Origin of the sequence: Rhizobium sp. 862_C5_N1_2 (assembly GCF_051811205.1) — a bacterium.
Taxonomy (GTDB): Bacteria; Pseudomonadota; Alphaproteobacteria; order Rhizobiales; family Rhizobiaceae; genus Rhizobium; species Rhizobium leguminosarum.
Window position 1 is genome coordinate 363,494 of the sequence record NZ_JBPWPT010000005.1, and the last position, 14,544, is coordinate 378,037.

Annotated in this window: 19 protein-coding genes; 13 read left to right on the forward strand and 6 right to left on the reverse strand. The window is 60.1% G+C overall.

The genetic code is table 11. The annotated features are described in order from the left end of the window. Positions 1-9 precede the first annotated feature (9 nt). The gene (locus ACD590_RS37105) at positions 10-204 is read left to right on the forward strand and encodes a hypothetical protein (protein ID WP_170961515.1); all 195 of its coding nucleotides are present in this window, start codon (positions 10-12) and stop codon (positions 202-204) included. Positions 205-826: 622 nt separating this feature from the next. Here ACD590_RS37105 and ACD590_RS37110 read toward each other — a convergent pair. Continuing rightward, on the reverse strand, positions 827-973 hold the full coding sequence (locus ACD590_RS37110; protein ID WP_170961516.1) for a hypothetical protein: 147 nt from the start codon (positions 971-973) through the stop codon (positions 827-829). 215 nt (positions 974-1,188) lie between these two features. On the opposite strand from ACD590_RS37110, the gene ACD590_RS37115 reads away from it, so the two are divergent. The 5 genes from ACD590_RS37115 to ACD590_RS37135 all read left to right on the forward strand — a co-directional run bounded on the left by ACD590_RS37115 (position 1,189) and on the right by ACD590_RS37135 (position 5,597). Then, a complete protein-coding gene (locus ACD590_RS37115) occupies positions 1,189-2,256 on the forward strand; it encodes a DUF3991 and toprim domain-containing protein (RefSeq protein WP_141399563.1) in 1,068 nt (355 codons plus the stop codon). 9 nt (positions 2,257-2,265) lie between these two features. After that, positions 2,266-2,547 (forward strand): hypothetical protein, encoded by a 282-nt coding sequence (locus ACD590_RS37120; protein ID WP_239621084.1) that lies wholly within the window; start codon positions 2,266-2,268, stop codon positions 2,545-2,547. Between the two features lie 358 nt (positions 2,548-2,905). Next, positions 2,906-3,103: a hypothetical protein gene (locus ACD590_RS37125; RefSeq protein ID WP_141399564.1), complete on the forward strand. Its 198-nt coding sequence runs from the start codon at positions 2,906-2,908 to the stop codon at positions 3,101-3,103. Positions 3,104-3,781: 678 nt separating this feature from the next. Next, positions 3,782-4,369 (forward strand): hypothetical protein, encoded by a 588-nt coding sequence (locus ACD590_RS37130; protein ID WP_096771922.1) that lies wholly within the window; start codon positions 3,782-3,784, stop codon positions 4,367-4,369. Positions 4,370-4,673: 304 nt separating this feature from the next. Then, positions 4,674-5,597, forward strand: coding sequence for an ArdC family protein (locus ACD590_RS37135; protein ID WP_096771923.1), 924 nt, complete (start codon positions 4,674-4,676; stop codon positions 5,595-5,597). A 6-nt stretch (positions 5,598-5,603) separates the two neighbouring features. Here the strand turns inward: ACD590_RS37135 and ACD590_RS37140 are convergent, their stop codons facing one another. Further along, positions 5,604-6,125: a hypothetical protein gene (locus tag ACD590_RS37140; protein ID WP_179874271.1), complete on the reverse strand. Its 522-nt coding sequence runs from the start codon at positions 6,123-6,125 to the stop codon at positions 5,604-5,606. A gap of 95 nt (positions 6,126-6,220) precedes the next feature. On the opposite strand from ACD590_RS37140, the gene ACD590_RS37145 reads away from it, so the two are divergent. The 4 genes from ACD590_RS37145 (at position 6,221) to ACD590_RS37160 (ending at position 8,347) form a co-directional block, all read left to right on the forward strand. Further along, complete coding sequence (locus tag ACD590_RS37145; protein WP_096771924.1) at positions 6,221-6,529, forward strand: DUF736 domain-containing protein; 309 nt, start codon at positions 6,221-6,223, stop codon at positions 6,527-6,529. Positions 6,530-6,849: 320 nt separating this feature from the next. Then, positions 6,850-7,014 carry a hypothetical protein gene (locus tag ACD590_RS37150; protein ID WP_170961517.1) on the forward strand — a complete coding sequence of 55 codons (165 nt, stop codon included), beginning with the start codon at positions 6,850-6,852 and terminating at the stop codon, positions 7,012-7,014. A 337-nt stretch (positions 7,015-7,351) separates the two neighbouring features. Continuing rightward, the gene (locus tag ACD590_RS37155; protein WP_096771926.1) at positions 7,352-7,843 is read left to right on the forward strand and encodes a hypothetical protein; all 492 of its coding nucleotides are present in this window, start codon (positions 7,352-7,354) and stop codon (positions 7,841-7,843) included. Between the two features lie 330 nt (positions 7,844-8,173). Then, a complete protein-coding gene (locus tag ACD590_RS37160) occupies positions 8,174-8,347 on the forward strand; it encodes a hypothetical protein (protein ID WP_170961518.1) in 174 nt (57 codons plus the stop codon). A gap of 33 nt (positions 8,348-8,380) precedes the next feature. Here the strand turns inward: ACD590_RS37160 and ACD590_RS37165 are convergent, their stop codons facing one another. The 3 genes from ACD590_RS37165 to ACD590_RS37175 all read right to left on the reverse strand — a co-directional run bounded on the left by ACD590_RS37165 (position 8,381) and on the right by ACD590_RS37175 (position 10,976). Next, positions 8,381-8,638 (reverse strand): WGR domain-containing protein, encoded by a 258-nt coding sequence (locus ACD590_RS37165; RefSeq protein ID WP_096771927.1) that lies wholly within the window; start codon positions 8,636-8,638, stop codon positions 8,381-8,383. A 196-nt stretch (positions 8,639-8,834) separates the two neighbouring features. Beyond that, the gene (locus tag ACD590_RS37170; protein ID WP_239621087.1) at positions 8,835-9,296 is read right to left on the reverse strand and encodes a thermonuclease family protein; all 462 of its coding nucleotides are present in this window, start codon (positions 9,294-9,296) and stop codon (positions 8,835-8,837) included. A 603-nt stretch (positions 9,297-9,899) separates the two neighbouring features. Then, entirely contained in the window at positions 9,900-10,976 is a 1,077-nt protein-coding gene (locus ACD590_RS37175; RefSeq protein WP_096771929.1) for an IS110 family transposase, read from the reverse strand. Positions 10,977-11,575: 599 nt separating this feature from the next. Between ACD590_RS37175 and ACD590_RS37180 the strand changes: the two genes are divergently transcribed. Together ACD590_RS37180 and ACD590_RS37185 are read left to right on the forward strand one after the other, a co-directional pair. After that, a complete protein-coding gene (locus tag ACD590_RS37180) occupies positions 11,576-11,713 on the forward strand; it encodes a YHYH domain-containing protein (protein ID WP_096771945.1) in 138 nt (45 codons plus the stop codon). Then, positions 11,704-11,982 carry a DUF5334 family protein gene (locus ACD590_RS37185; RefSeq protein WP_239621089.1) on the forward strand — a complete coding sequence of 93 codons (279 nt, stop codon included), beginning with the start codon at positions 11,704-11,706 and terminating at the stop codon, positions 11,980-11,982. Before ACD590_RS37180 ends, ACD590_RS37185 begins: the two co-directional genes overlap by 10 nt. A 171-nt stretch (positions 11,983-12,153) precedes the next feature. Here the strand turns inward: ACD590_RS37185 and ACD590_RS37190 are convergent, their stop codons facing one another. Continuing rightward, positions 12,154-12,609, reverse strand: coding sequence for a phasin (locus ACD590_RS37190; RefSeq protein WP_096771931.1), 456 nt, complete (start codon positions 12,607-12,609; stop codon positions 12,154-12,156). 1,208 nt (positions 12,610-13,817) lie between these two features. On the opposite strand from ACD590_RS37190, the gene ACD590_RS37195 reads away from it, so the two are divergent. After that, positions 13,818-14,522, forward strand: coding sequence for an aquaporin (locus ACD590_RS37195; protein ID WP_096771932.1), 705 nt, complete (start codon positions 13,818-13,820; stop codon positions 14,520-14,522). Positions 14,523-14,544: the final 22 nt, after the last annotated feature.

Sequence of the window (14,544 nt, forward strand, 5' to 3'; positions counted from 1 at the left end):
CGTTCGATAATGGATACGTCGAAGCTTTGCCCCCTCCAGTTGGCCTCCCTCCGATGGCTGAAACAGAGCAGAACGTTGGAAGAGATCGCGCGGATCGAGGACCGAACCGTCGTCGATATCGAGCGATGCCTGCAGGATGCTTTGGTGCTGCTCGGCGCAGACTCGATTGAGGCGGCCATTCGTATGATCGAAAAGACAGCTTGAAGTGATGGCGATCTTTCGGCGCGCTGCTTGAGGCTTTGAAAATTCGGATTCGAGCGCACGGTGGAAGGAGCCGCGGGAACGCCGCCTGTTTTAGGTCGCGATTCCAGGAAATCCGGAACCGGTGTTCGATTTTATTCTCGGCATTCCCGCGCGAAGCAACTCGGCGAAGGAGCTTCTCTTCCGTTGAGCCCTTCGTGAAAGTTATCCTTGCGGCGGCAGTCCGAGACCTCCCCGGTCATCCGGTCCATCGTCTGGAATCGCAATCGACCGATGATCGACATCCGCCCCTTCGTCGCAGCGATTCACACCAAGTGGATTTGACCTGGACAGCGACCGCTCGCGCTGAAGCGCAGAATATCGGCGGCGCATTTCATCGGACGCAATCCTCCCTGCCGTCCAAAGAGCGACCAGTTCCATGAAACCCGGGTCTTCATCGAGCCGAATTCCCCGTGCATTCCAACGCGCGATGACCCGCTCGGCTATGTCCCTGCGTGAATCCATTACCAACTTCCCTGCCCGGCCTGCCGCCTACGCGGTGAGATACCAAGTTGCTGGGTTCTTCGCCAGTCGAAAGCGTCCGATATGTCACGCCGGGTGCCCGCGATCTGTTTTCGGGAGCTTGTTAGCTGGAGCTATCGAGATCGCTAAGACGCACTTTCCAGCTCTCTCCGACCTGATGGCCCCCGCCACCATCTTTTCCGTCGACCGCGAATACGGCGTCCTGCCGTCCGACGAAATCGACGTAGACGACGATCTTGAGATCGTCCATGAATACACGCCTTGGCATTGAGCGGGCGGCGACATGGCCTGCGGCCGTGCCGCTTGCGAGCGGCGGGGCCGCAAGGGAGGCTTCGCCGCGGCCGACTTTGTATAATTCACTAGGTTGCCAGCCGCGCCGTTGCGGCCTTTGCTCTTCGCGGCCGCTGAAGCGGCTAATAGATAACGCTGACGAGCAGGAGGCGATCACTCGTGATCGGAAGGAAAATGAAAAGAAGAGAGATAGAGGGCCTTCGCGAGGCCGTATCCTGCGCCGCGGTGCTGGAAGAGGCCGGTTTTGCCGTTGACGCCAAGGAGAGCTCCCGTCGGGCAGTGAAGTTTCGGCGCAGCAGTGAGATTGTCATAGTCACGCATGAAGGGCGCGGATGGTTCGACCCCCTAAGCGAGGCGAAAGGCGATGTCTTTGGGCTCGTCGAGCACCTCGATCGCGCCGGCTTTCTCGAAGCCGTCGAAAAGGTCGGGAGTCTCGTGGGATTCAAAATTTCCGCGCCAGGATGGCAATCTCGAAGCCCTGTCGCCAACTCCGAGTTTTCCGTTTCCGATCGTTGGCAGGCACGTCGCCGCCCGTGGCAAGGCTCATCGACCTGGCAATACCTGCACAACGAGCGCTGCCTTCCGACATATCTGCTCCGCACGGCGATCGAACGCGACCTCCTTCGAGAAGGCCCGAACGGCAGCCTTTGGGCCGCTCATACGAACCATGCCGGCGACATCACCGGATGGGAGGCGCGCGGCCCGCAATATCGCGGCTTTGCCACCGGGGGAGCGAAGGTCCTGTTCCGCTTTGGCTCGGACGCTTCAATGCGCCTGGCTGTGACGGAAGCTGCGATTGACGCCATGAGCCTTGCCGCCATCGAAGGATTGCGTGATGGAACGCTTTATCTCAGCACCGGCGGCGGCTGGTCTCCGACCACGGCCGCAGCCCTTGGTGCGCTTGCTTCACGTCGCAATGTCCAACTCGTCGCTGCGACAGACGCCAATCCTCAAGGCGACATGTTTGCTGGGCGATTACGGGCGCTTGCCGACGGCGCCGGCTGCGACTGGATGCGGCTCCGCCCACCGCGAGAGGATTGGAACGAGGCTCTGAAGCTTCGCGTGAAACAGAGGAATGAGAACAGGAAAAGGGTGGGTGGGAAAGAGAAGGAGGCGTGCCGCTTGCGCCCCAGCCGCGTCGAGGCAGGCTCCGCCCGGTTCAAGCCGGCCCTGGACCCGGCCGGTCGCGATGTCGGCGGAGGAAAGGGGCATGAAGGACTTAGGTGCCGAACCGCTCGATAATTGCTGGAGATGACGCGCCGATCGAAGCCCAGGCTAGCCGGCAGGACCGCACCGGCTGATCGCCGCGGCGCGCGCACGCCAAGCGCACGCCGGCGGATCGCGATCTACACCAACCGTCGGCAGATCAACGAATTGCGCCGCGCCAACGATCGCAAGGTCGTGCCCGAGAAACTCGCAGCGTGGGAGGACAAGCTCGCCCAGCAGCGATCGCTGATCCAGGTTCTACAGGTCGAGGAACGACGGCCCGTCACAGAAAATGCCATTCTACTGAAGCGTTTCCTACGAAGCTGAAACGGAGGTTGATCGCCGGCGGCATGCCCGACTCCTCGCAGAACGCGCCAAGTGGCTCCAAAGCCAATCCTGATGCCAAATAGTCACCGGCGGCCGACCTCCTCGAAGCCGTTCAGCAGATAGAAATCGAGAGTACTGAAATGCGCAGGCGTGGGACTTCTCACCGAAAGCAACCGGGTTCACCTCGAAACCGCACTCTGAAGCTCGACTTGCCGAAGTAAAAGCTCGAGGCGCCGACGATTGACGCGGTCGATGCAAATCAAGCGTCACATTACTATAAGACCGCAACAGATAGCGCCCGGTCGCGCACGCGTGTATCAAGGCGACGTAATCCTACCTCTCATATCCGGAGCACAACATGCCAAGCCTCGCAGAGATGAATGGATCGTTGCATATTCATAACTTCTATATCGAAAAGCTAAAGGCCAAACTGGAACAGTTTTTCGAAAACGATCCCGATTTAGCTATGCTCCTCGAAAACGTCGCTGCCATTTTGTCGGAGCACGCCGCGGATTTGGCCGAGGATATCGACGACATGGAGTGCGATCAATCATGAATGCCGAGCGGACCGAAGCCCGATCTACAAAGGTGCTCCTAACACGCGGGTCTTCCCTATCCGTTACCCCTAAGCCGCCCCTGAGCGGCAGATGCTCGCCGCCATAGCTGCCGGCCTTGCGATGCCATAACGTGCGATTGTCAATATTTTCGCCGTATCCGGTGTTCCACTCCATGTTGTCCCTCGGCTCTCATTTTCATCACTCCGTGCACGAGCAGGGTTCTCAATGAAGAGCCCCTGAACAATGCTTGGTTGGGTGGGCCGCCCGATGATGGCGGCAATGTTTTGCGAGCCTGGCTGCAATACTATTGGTTGCCTAGCCGGTCGAGCGTCGTCGGCGCACAGGCTTACTTGCCCGTTAGCCCCTGTCATTCATCGAGGACGCCATCTGCCTCACAAAACCGGATTGCCTTCGGTTTTGCTGCGGTCTGAACCGGCGGCCGTGCGCTTCAAGGTCGCTGTCGCGCCGCGGGGCGGCCGGACCCCGCCGTCCTTCGCGGAGCAGGCTCGCGTGCTCTTTCGAGGGCAGTTTGCCCCCGTCGCACGCAAACCGGCTCCGCTCGTCCAGGCAGGGCCGGACCCTGAAACGCCCGTCTTCCGCCGGTTCGGAATGACCGCACCGAAGGGTAAGCCGGCATGGGCCGGAGCCCGATCGGACGACCTCGAAAGGAAACGATCATGGCCAAGTCCGCACCCTCCTCTCGCCAACCCGCCCGCGTCGTGCAGCTGCGCAAGGGCGCCACCATCGAAATGGTCCGGCTGACATGCCCCGACGCCAGCCAGGCCCTGAAGATCGCCGAGAGTTTCGGCACCGCCGTCATCGACAGCGACGGCATCCGCGACCTGCACGAACGGCTCGTCATCGACACCGCCGATGCGCTCGGTGATGGCCTGGGCGACAAGGCCATGCAGATCCACCTGCAGCGCATCGTCGGCGCCTTCGTCGGCTCTGCCCACGGCGCCGGCCAGTTCTACAGCCGCGCTGTCACCGAGGCGCGCGATGCCACCGCCAAAGCCGCCAACGATGCCCGCGACGAGGACCTCGACGGCCCTGTCGGTTATGACAGCGCCGCCCAGCGCAAGCGCGAGTTCGCCGCCGACATGGGCATACAGGCCCATTCGCTTAGAATGGCGGCCGAAGGCGCCGTTGCCGCCTATGCCCAGGTGATCGGCGAGACCTGGAAGCCATTCGACCGGCCGGTCGAGCAGCCGGGTCACTCGCTGGGCCGCAAGGCCGCCGAAGCCCAGATCTCGGCATTCGACTAGGCCATGCCGGCGGGGCTTCGGCCCCGCACTTCGATAAACGCGAGAAGGGCCGGCTCCCTGACGGAGCCGGCCTGTTTTCGTGTCGCTGACGCGGCCAAAAGGGAATCGGAAATCAGGCAGGTGGCACGTCCGTTGCGGCCCGTCCCGCTTGTCGGGTCTGCAGGAGCTGCCGGCAGATGCAACGGCTCCGCCGTCCTCCACTTAAGTTCCGGCCGTTCCGGTGCATCGGCCGGCTGATCGGCTCCTGCCTTCTGCCCTCCGCAACGGGCCGCGACGGGCGCGGCCTCAAAACGGAGGCTTGAAGATGAGCAGTACGGAGAGACAACGGGTGGATCTCTATACCCGCATCACGGACAGAATCGTTGAAGATCTGGCGAAGGGCGTGCGGCCGTGGATGAAGCCATGGAACGCCAAGAATATGGTCGGCCGTATTACCCGGCCGCTGCGTCATAACGGGCAGCCATATTCGGGCGTCAACGTGCTGCTTCTCTGGTCGGAAGGCAGCGCCCGGGGATATACGTCATCCACGTGGATGACGTTCAAGCAGGCCCTCGAACTGGGCGCTGCTGTCCGCAAGGGCGAGACCGGGGCGACGGTCGTCTTCGCCAGCCGGTTCACCAAGTCCGAAACCGACGGAAATGGCGGCGAGGTCGAGCGGGAGATCCCTTTCCTGAAGGCCTACAGCGTCTTCAACGTCGAACAGATCGACGGACTGCCCGACCAATATTATCACCAGCCGGGGCCCGCGCCGGACCCGGTCGAGCGCCTCGAGCGTGCCGACAGCTTCTTCCGCAACACCCGTGCTGTGATCCGCCACGGCGGCAACCAGGCCTTCTTTGCGCCGGCCGCCGATATCGTCCAGATGCCACCGTTTGAGAGCTTCAAGGATACGGCCAGCTATTATGCGATCTTGAGTCACGAGGTCACGCACTGGACGGCGCCGGCGCATCGCCTCGGCCGCGACCTCAGCCGCTATGCCAAGGACAAATCCGAGCGGGCGCGAGAGGAACTGATCGCCGAACTCGGCAGCTGCTTCCTGTGCGCCGATCTCGGCATTGCTCCCGAGCTCGAGCCCCGCCCCGATCACGCCTCGTACCTCGACTCCTGGCTCAAGGTCCTGGTCGACGACAGACGGGCGATATTCCAGGCGGCGGCGCATGCGCAACGGGCCGTCAGTTTCCTGCACTCCCTGCAGCCCGAAACCGCTGGCGAGCGGCTCGCGGCCTGAAGGCCATCAGCGTCGGTCGTTGGTCTCGCCAGCGGCCGGCACCTGTTCAGGCCTCAACGCGGAGAGCGTGTCGGGATCAGCCGTGAGGTCCAGTTTGCCCCAGATCGAGGTTTTCCGGTCAATCGGTTTGAGCTTCCGGGACGGCTTGATTTCGACGGTAAACGGCTTTGGCTGCTGACGCATAGGTCCTCCAGGCGACGATTCGCGAACACGACGATAGCCCGAAGAACGGCCAACGCAACGCCCTTGTTCGGCTGTTCCCGGACGCCTGATTTTGACATGTGGCAAGGCGGCAGCCCCACCGTTGCAGGGACCCGGCAGGCAGTCGGGGCGCAGCTGCCATCGCCATATTCCTTTGGCCCTGAGCCAGGCCACGTCCTTCGTGGGCTCGATGAGGCATGTCTGATCGAAAACCGGCTTCGCCTCGATCGTCCTCCCGCAACGGCCTTCCAAAACTTTCTTCCCCTGAGCGCGGTGCGCCCATTCCTCGCGGAACAACAAAGTTTTTCCGGGCGCCCACCATTTCATTCCGGCCCTCCGGGTGCGGTCCGATCGTCCCCGATCCTTGCGACAGCCATCGAGGCCGCGATGGGCGCGGCCCGAAACAGCAAAGGAATACGACAATGGCAACCATCGGCACCTTCACCTCCACCGAAACCGGCTTCAACGGCTCGATCCGCACGCTCGCCCTCAACGTCAAGGCCCGCATCGCCCGCGTCGAAAACCCCTCCGACAAGGGCCCGCACTACCGCATCTACGCCGGCAATGTCGAGCTGGGTGCGGCCTGGCAGAAGCGCTCCGAGCAGGACCGCGACTACCTCTCGGTCAAGCTCGATGACCCGAGCTTCCCCGCTCCGATCTACGCAACCCTCACCGAGGTCGAGGGCGAGGACGGCTACCAGCTGATCTGGTCCCGCCCCAACCGGGACTGAGGCCCGGACGGCCCCGCCACCAAGGCGGGGCCAACTGGTCACAAAGACAAGCCGGCGGCAGGCATCGAGCCTGCCGCCTGCTTTTTCGGTGCGATACGGAACCGGAATATGTCTGCTCAGTGGATGCTATCGTGCCGGGAAGAAATGCCGGCCTCGAGGACGAGCGGTCGCCCCCAATTTTGCCTCCGCTCCGGTTTCCTCGCTCCAACAAAATCGGCACCCCCACTCGCCGGCTCCGCCGGTCGCTTCCGCGCTCCTTGACCCCGTCATCTCGTCCCGCCCCGCCGTCTCGTCTTTCACGAACTCAAGGAGATGAGACGATGACCATCGAACAGCACATCGAAGAACTGCGTGCCGAGTTGAGGAACGCCTGCGACGCCGTCGAGCGGTGCCAGGTCGAAGCGGAGCTTCAGCTCGCCCAGGCTGATTTGGCCGTGGCGCTTGCCGAACAGGACGGCACTATCGAAGCCGAGCCGCCCTTCTGAGGCGGCTCTCATTCTGCCGGAATATGAGCCGGTCGGCCGGATCGACCGGCCTTCCGGCTGTCAGGGATTCACCCCTCAACGCTCCCCTCCGGCTCACACCGGATACGGTCGCGTCCCCTCCGGGTCCGCGGGTCTCTTCTCTCTCTGACGTCCCAGTTTACTCCAGCAAATCCGGCGTCAAGGACGGCGCGGTCTCCCCCAATTTTAACGCCGCTGCGTTGCACTTCGCTTCCCGAAAAAATTGGTTCCCCCGCTTGCAAGCCGCGGTCCGCGGTCCTTGACCCCTCTTTGCCACAGAGTGGCCGGTCTCCGTCATCAAGATGAAGGAGATCACACAATGACATCTGACCAGAACCTTGCGCTCTACACCAAGCTTTCCGGTTTCCGGCTCGTCGTCCTGGCAAACCGCTTCGGCTGCGATACCGACGTCTCGCGAAAGCTCCATGATCGACTGCTCGAAGGGCTTGAGGCGGCTGCCGGTCGTATCCGGACCATCATGGCATTGGAGCGGAGCGTTCTTGCCGGCGACGACGAATATGCGGCGTACCGGCTGGAAGGTGAGACCGAGATCTTCGGACGCTTCACCATCATCCTGCTCGATGAACTCGACATCGATTTCGACACGCATGAATACCGCATCAACGGCGGCGATTGGTCCAGCGCTTTGACGGCGGACTATACCGGCGTCGACATCGACTATCCGGAGCTGATTGCGCTCACCGATGACGAACTTGGCTCACTTGCGCCGATCATCAAGGATATCACGTGGCAAACCGGTATCGCGGTAAGCGCCTCCCGTGTCAGCTACATCAGGTGCACAGGATCATAATCAATCCCGCGGCGGGCTCGACCAGCCGGAGGGCGTCGAGAGCGGCCCTTCGTTGCGATGCCGACGAGACCATCGCAATGATGGCGAGGACGACCCGTTGAGCCTCTTCCTTTCGACCTGCCGTCATCTGTCATCGGGGATGTTGCAGCCCGTTCGTCACGACGCAACCTGCCGCCGCCAGAATTTTCCCCGCCGCGCTGCGGCTCCTCGCGGATCAAAATTCGGTCGCCGGCAGGTCCTCCACGTCCGTTCCGGCCCTTTGGGTGCGTCCCGCCTTTCCGGTCTGCCGCTTATCCCCTGCGATAACCGCATTTCGAAAGGAGAAACGCCATGCAACAACTCGCCCAATTCCTCGCCGCCACCGGCCGCCGGCTCCGGAATCTCGGCAAGGTGATCAGCCACTTCTGCCGCAAGGGCAAGCTCGGTCTGAAGCTTGCGATCAAGATCCCGTTCTTCGTCGAGATCGAGGTGTCCTTCGAGACCGATTGGGACCGGCGCCGATGAGGCGCCCACATGGCCCGCTTCGACGGGCCTTTCTCAACTCGCCACAGAGGCGCGCGGGCGGTAACCGCGTTTTCGCTTTTGTCGGAGCAGATCGAGAAACAGTTCGACGGCATCTTCTTCCCGTCCGAAATGATGGACCATCATCTGGCCTTTGGCTCCAATGCGGCCCCATTTACGCAGGAGACAGACGTCCCCGAACAGGTTGGGTTCGATCGACATGGCGTAGTAGCGCGACATGTTCCTGGACGCGTCTGAGCGCTCGACATAGAGATGGTAGGGTTGCGAGATCATGAGGTTAGAATCGCTGATCTCGGGAATCCCGTCCAACGACACTTATGAATCGGTCGGTATTGATTGATTCAGATCTGTTATGAAACGCGAGTGGTGGGCTTGGGCGAGACGCCTTCGGCGCACGGCTCTACTCGCTTACGCTCCCCGAACCCGCCGGGCGGTTTCGGCCATCCGGCAACGATCCTCTCGCGGGTCCTCAGCCGCACCATCCGTGTCTTGCACCGTCCCAGCGCCTGGCAAGGCCCTCGTTGACGAGAGTGGCTCCGAGCGAGTGTCCTGATCGTATTACGGTCCGGAGCTTGCGGCCATACTTGTCTTCGTCGCGCCAGCCGGCCGAAAGCCAAAACGCGCCGGCATTGAGGAGCGCCAGCAGGCGTGCTTTCGCGGCCTCGCCTTTGATCCGTTCCGCCTCGCAGCGAGGCGGGCTGAGCTCAGGTGTATCGATATCCGCAATGCGGATTTTTTCGCCTTGGAACCAGAATGTATCGCCGTCGACGACGCAATTCACATGACGACCGTCGCTGCAGATTGAAAAGGCGGCCGACGCTGAGTCCGCTACCGGTGTCTTGGCCACAGCCGGCAGTCCGGGGAGGTTGCCGGCGCCGCCGAAGGCAAGCCAGCCTGCCGCAGCAACGACGATAGCTGAGATGACTGCCATCAGTGATTTGCGCGAACCGCTCTGTCCCGTTCGAGGTTTTCCCTGCGGGCTACGGCGATCGATCTTGCCGCCGGACTTCCGCGGCCTCCTGAACGGAACCACATTCGATTTCGCCATTTGCCTGCTCCTCTCCTGCTTTCCTCAACCTATCTTGGACTCAGTTTCATCTGCGTTTGCGGACAAGGTGCCTCCATGCGGTGTGCGAGGCGCGGGGCGCAGTCGGTCCCGCCTCCCCTGCGGGCCACTATGTTGAGGCTCCTGCGGCTGCGCTGTTTCCCGCTCTCGCACGGCGAGAATTCCCGAAATCCCGCACTTTCGTGCGGCCGCTATGCTGATTTCTCCAATGAAAGAACACAAGGAAAAAAACGCTTTGTTTTCGTGGCTTTCCCTGGGTTTGGCTTTACTTTGACCGACGTTTCGGCCGGTCGGAAAAATCTTCCCCGTTCGAAGGACGGCGTGTTCCGTCCTCCGGTCTTGAACCATTCTCCAATCCGTGCCCCTGATGCCGTTTCCTTCCGGCTTCGGTCACATAGTGGCGTTCGGTTCCCGGTTTCCCATTCTCCGATAAGAGCTCAGCCCAGACCTGCCGGGCTCGCTAAGAAATCATCGGGACAGCCGGGATATCGTTGCCGATGCACCTTCCTCACCAACGACGCCGCGACGCTCGTAAGGGCGCTGGTCACGCAGGATCTGGAAGGCGATCGTTAAAAGCTGGCGCGCGATCGCGACACGCGCCTTGTTGTTGGTTGAATTGCGCTTCAAATGTTCATATTGGGCACGAAGCTGCGAGTCGGCAGCGACGGCCGGTGCAACAGCCTCGACGAAGGCCCAGCGCAGCCACTTGTTGCCCTGCTTGATGATCTTCCCATGATAGGTCTTGCCACCGCTCGAGTAGGTCGAGGGAACAAGCCCGGCATAGGCAGCCAGCTTCTTCGGATTCCGGAAGCGATCGATGTCGTCGATCTCCGCATCGATCAGCCGGGCGAAGAACTCCCCGATGCCAGGGATGGTCTTCAACAGCTTCACATTGCCGTTGGTCTTCGTCATCGCCTTGATCGTGGCTTCGGCCTGCTTGATCCGCCCGTCAATGTCGCCGATGAACTCTAGCCCGCGGTCGATCTGGATTCGGTCGATCGCTGATACGTTGAGCGTGGCGAGCTGCTGGAGGCCGGTCTTGCTGAACAGGTCGCCCAGCTTCTTCAACTGCGCCGTCTGCTCTGGGTAACGGTCGAACACTGTCACAACCCGGTTCTTCACCATCGTGCGCAGCCGTACATAGAACATCCGCTCACGAAGCGCCACGCGAAGGTCCCGCGCCTTCTCCGTTGGTGCCCAGGCTTCCGGCACCAGATCGGCACGCAACAAGTGCGCCAGCACCGTCGCGTCGATCTTGTCCGTCTTGATTTTGGCGTCGGCGATCGCCTTCACCTTCAACGGATGCGCCAGAACGACATCGTCGCAGATGTCGTCCAGCCAATCATACATCACCATCCAGTTGCGGGTCGCTTCGATCACTGCATGGCTGTTCTCCCGATACCGTTCCAGAAACGATCCGAGAGACTGGCGGTCGTTCTTCACACGGCCGGATCGCAATGTCTTCCCGGCAGAGTCCTGCACGACAAGGTGGCTGTAGCTTTTGTGGTAGTCCACGCCGATGTGATAATGATAAGGGGCAGTCATGGTTTGCTCTCCTTCATTGAGTTCGCGAAAACCCAGGTAAGGTAAGCCAGGCGGTGCAAGGCGTGACTTTCCAAAGAGCATATCCATCTCAGATATCCGTTCTCGGTGGGCGCGGCCTCTTTCATGCCACCTCCGATACTCTTCATCATCCTTGATCGGCCGTGCTCGTTGCACTGCGCACCGGCTCGATCGAACGAATTCTCTGCGGGGTTTGCTGTTTTCGACAACGCGCTCGTGCCCACGCACCCCTTCATGGCATTCTGACCGCAAGGCCTTTGTCTGTCAGAATGAGCTTCCCGCCGGAGCCTCGGCCGTGGTGCAAGCGATAACGCAGCGACCATGCCAGTCCTGACCAGACACTCGCTGCGCGCGGCGTGTGCACAATGTTGCGAAAGGTTACTCCGTCGCAGGCTGTTCACGAGGTTGGATCGAACGTCACCGAATTACCATACTCCAAATTGTAGTTCCTCGTACTAATGTGCTCGACTCATTAGTGTAAATTGAATTAGATGTTCTTGGGTGGGGCATCCAACTCTCTGGGCAACTCCGCGAGGCGCGGCGAGCTAACTCGCACCCACCTGTTGCCGTCGGGGTTAGAAATGAAAATCGCAATCGCAATCTTGGTCGCATGGTCCACGTTCTCGCTGTCTGTTTCGGCAGCTTCCGCTCACAGTGGCGGAACGGATTCAAACGGCTGCCACACCAATCACAAGACCGGAGATTACCATTGCCATTGAAATCGTTGTTGGTGGCCGCCGTCCTGACGCTATCGCTTCCGGCGAACACCTTCGCCTGGGATGGTGTAGATAGCGATTCTGGCGGTGCGGTCGAGATTGGCAAAGGCAATCTAGTCAGATCGGGACAGACCGTCGAGGTTTACGACTACGAAGCGGGCGAGTACCGTGACGTTGATGTCCAAAGCATCCAGCGTTCTGGAGGCTCGGTCGAGGTCGAGGTTTACGACAACGAAAGCGGCGAATACCGCACCTTTGAAATGGACGACTGATAAAGTGGGCCGCCCTAAAAAGGGCGGCTGCTGCTATCGTTGCCATAGCGATTGGTGTCTTTGCCGCGGAGCTATCCTCTCCCAATGACCAACTCGTCAAAGATAGTCTTAAACTCCTCAAAAGAAGCTTCGATCACGATCCGTCCAGGCGATTTAGGTGTCTCCTCAGTTTTACGTCGCCTTGAGGTCCGTCAGCACCTTGTCAAAAGCATCCTTGACCGGCTTTGAGATTTCCTCCACCGTCCTGCTTGCGAGTACCCGGAATTCCTTGGCGTGCTGCAAACTTGTCTCAACCCGCTTGCGCAGGAAGGTCGACTGCAGTTCGAGGACCTGCGACGGCGAATTTGCGCTAAGCAAAGCTTGCAGATGCGAGAAGCTGGCCTCGGCGTCGGCCTGCAGTGCAGCGATCGTCTTCCACGACAATTCGTTGCCGAACAGACTTGTCGTTTCGAGGATCGGAGGCAGCATTTTCTGTGTCGCTTCAGCGCCGGACGCAAATTTCAAAAAAGCCTCTGTCACCTGCTTGTTCCCCTTTTCAACGGATGCGCCGAACTGATCTGGCACCTTGAGCGGCGATGACGCCGGGTTTTCGATCGTTTCAAAGGATCTTTCGGAAATCTTGGTCATAGCGTTTTCCTTCTCATTGAGTTGGTTGCAAGCTGTGACGTCGGGATTGCCCCTTCCGCCGGCGGACTATGCAGGCCGCTTGGTAGAACGTCGGTTCGATGACGAACCGTCATGTGGCCTCCGTTCCGTTCGTTTCATGAACCGCCATCATGCAGACTGCTTTCTGCCGCTTGTAACCAGGGATCAGCAAACACCATGCCAACTGCTCAGATGCTCCAAGAAGATGATTTTTGTTTATCGATGGGCGGATTGATCGGTATTTGGCGGAGAGACCGGCGAACAAACGTTCTAATCTCGACAATTCGACAATAGGTGTCGGGTGCCCGACATTTGCGAGACATGTGGACAGCTGAGATGGGGACAAGCGAATGAGCATGTAATTCAATCGCGCTCAGGATCGTCCTGTGTTGGATCGTATTGAGCCTGCGGGGTGGAAAGTGACGTTGCGGTCCTCGCCGCAAGTGCCTCCGTCAGCCGCGCACTGGTGTTTGCCTTGACGGTCAGCTTGCGCGAGACATTGCGTGCAAGCGCAGTGCCTTCTTTACACCGGCCGTCATCTGGGTAGAAACCGCCGCATCCGCATCCGCGGAACCGGCATGGGACACGAATGTCACGATGTGTGGCGATCCGATCACGGGGCATCTGCCTTGGCAACCGGATAATCGGTTCATCGCCGAGGGCCACGAGACAGCTGAACCGATTGGAACTACGGCGAGGCCCAAGGATCGTGTGCCTGTCTTGACCGGGGGCAGCTCGACTTCTCGCGAACGTATCCCTCGCGCGCTTATCAAACCTTGTCCCAGTCCTGCTGTTGCGCCACCTTCCGAGCTTGGAGACCATGAAAAGCGTCGCTGTTCGTTCGACAGCCTGAATGGGCGCTTGGCGCTTTGTTCGTAGCCCAGCTTGGGTCCATTCGGCTCGGAAACGGCATGCGCCTGCAGATCCTGTTCATCACACGTTTCGAACGTAAGACCGAAGCCATCGGAGTGACGCCGTGATGCGATTTTCATTTGGTACGAAATTTGCTGGTTTTGGTAACTCCGCTTGACCAAAGGCTCTGATGCCGGCCTCGTCGGACGAGGACTGATTTTAAATCAAGAGCGGAGTTTCAGAACCTGATACGATGATTGGTTCGGTGCGTGTGGAACGCTTGGCGGCACGAGGATGACACCGAAAAATTTCGCGGGGTCTAATTAATGGAGTGAAACATGAAAAAGTATGTTTGCGAATTCTTCGGAACCTTTACGCTTGTCTTCCTCGGCTGCGGCACACTGCTCTATATGCGTCTAGAGGTGGGCCTGCTGGGTGTCGCTTTAGCCTTCGGAATGACCGTGGTTGCTATGGCCTACACGATTGGCCCAGTCTCGGGTGCGCATCTTAATCCGGCGGTCAGCCTGGGTTTCCTTGTGTCGCGCCGACTGAGAGCGTGGGACTTTGTCGGGTATGCGTCTGCTCAATGTGCAGGAGCTATCGCGGCGGCGGGCACGCTCTACCTTATCGCTATGGAAAAGGTCGGCGGGTACGATATCACCATAGAAGGTTTCGCTCAAACCGGCTGGATAGTCTATGGGTGGAGAGCCGCGTTCCTTTTTGAGTTCATCGCCACGTTCCTGTTCGTGACTGTATTCCTCAAATGCACGGCAGAGGGGGGCGCTGTCGCACGATTGGCGATTGGACTTACCTTAGTTGCGATCCACCTTGGCGGTATCACGGTTTCTGGTTCTTCTGTGAATCCAGCACGATCGATCGGCCCAGCACTTTTCGCAGGAGGGGCGGCACTCTCTCAACTGTGGCTTTATATATTTGCGCCAATGCTCGGCGCTGTTGCAGCCGGCCTTCTTCAGCTCAGGGGGATCCTCGCGTCAAGCAAGCCGCAAAGTCTGCGCAAAGTTCGTGCGGCCCATCGAGCTTAAATATCGGTCTGCCCTCGCCCGG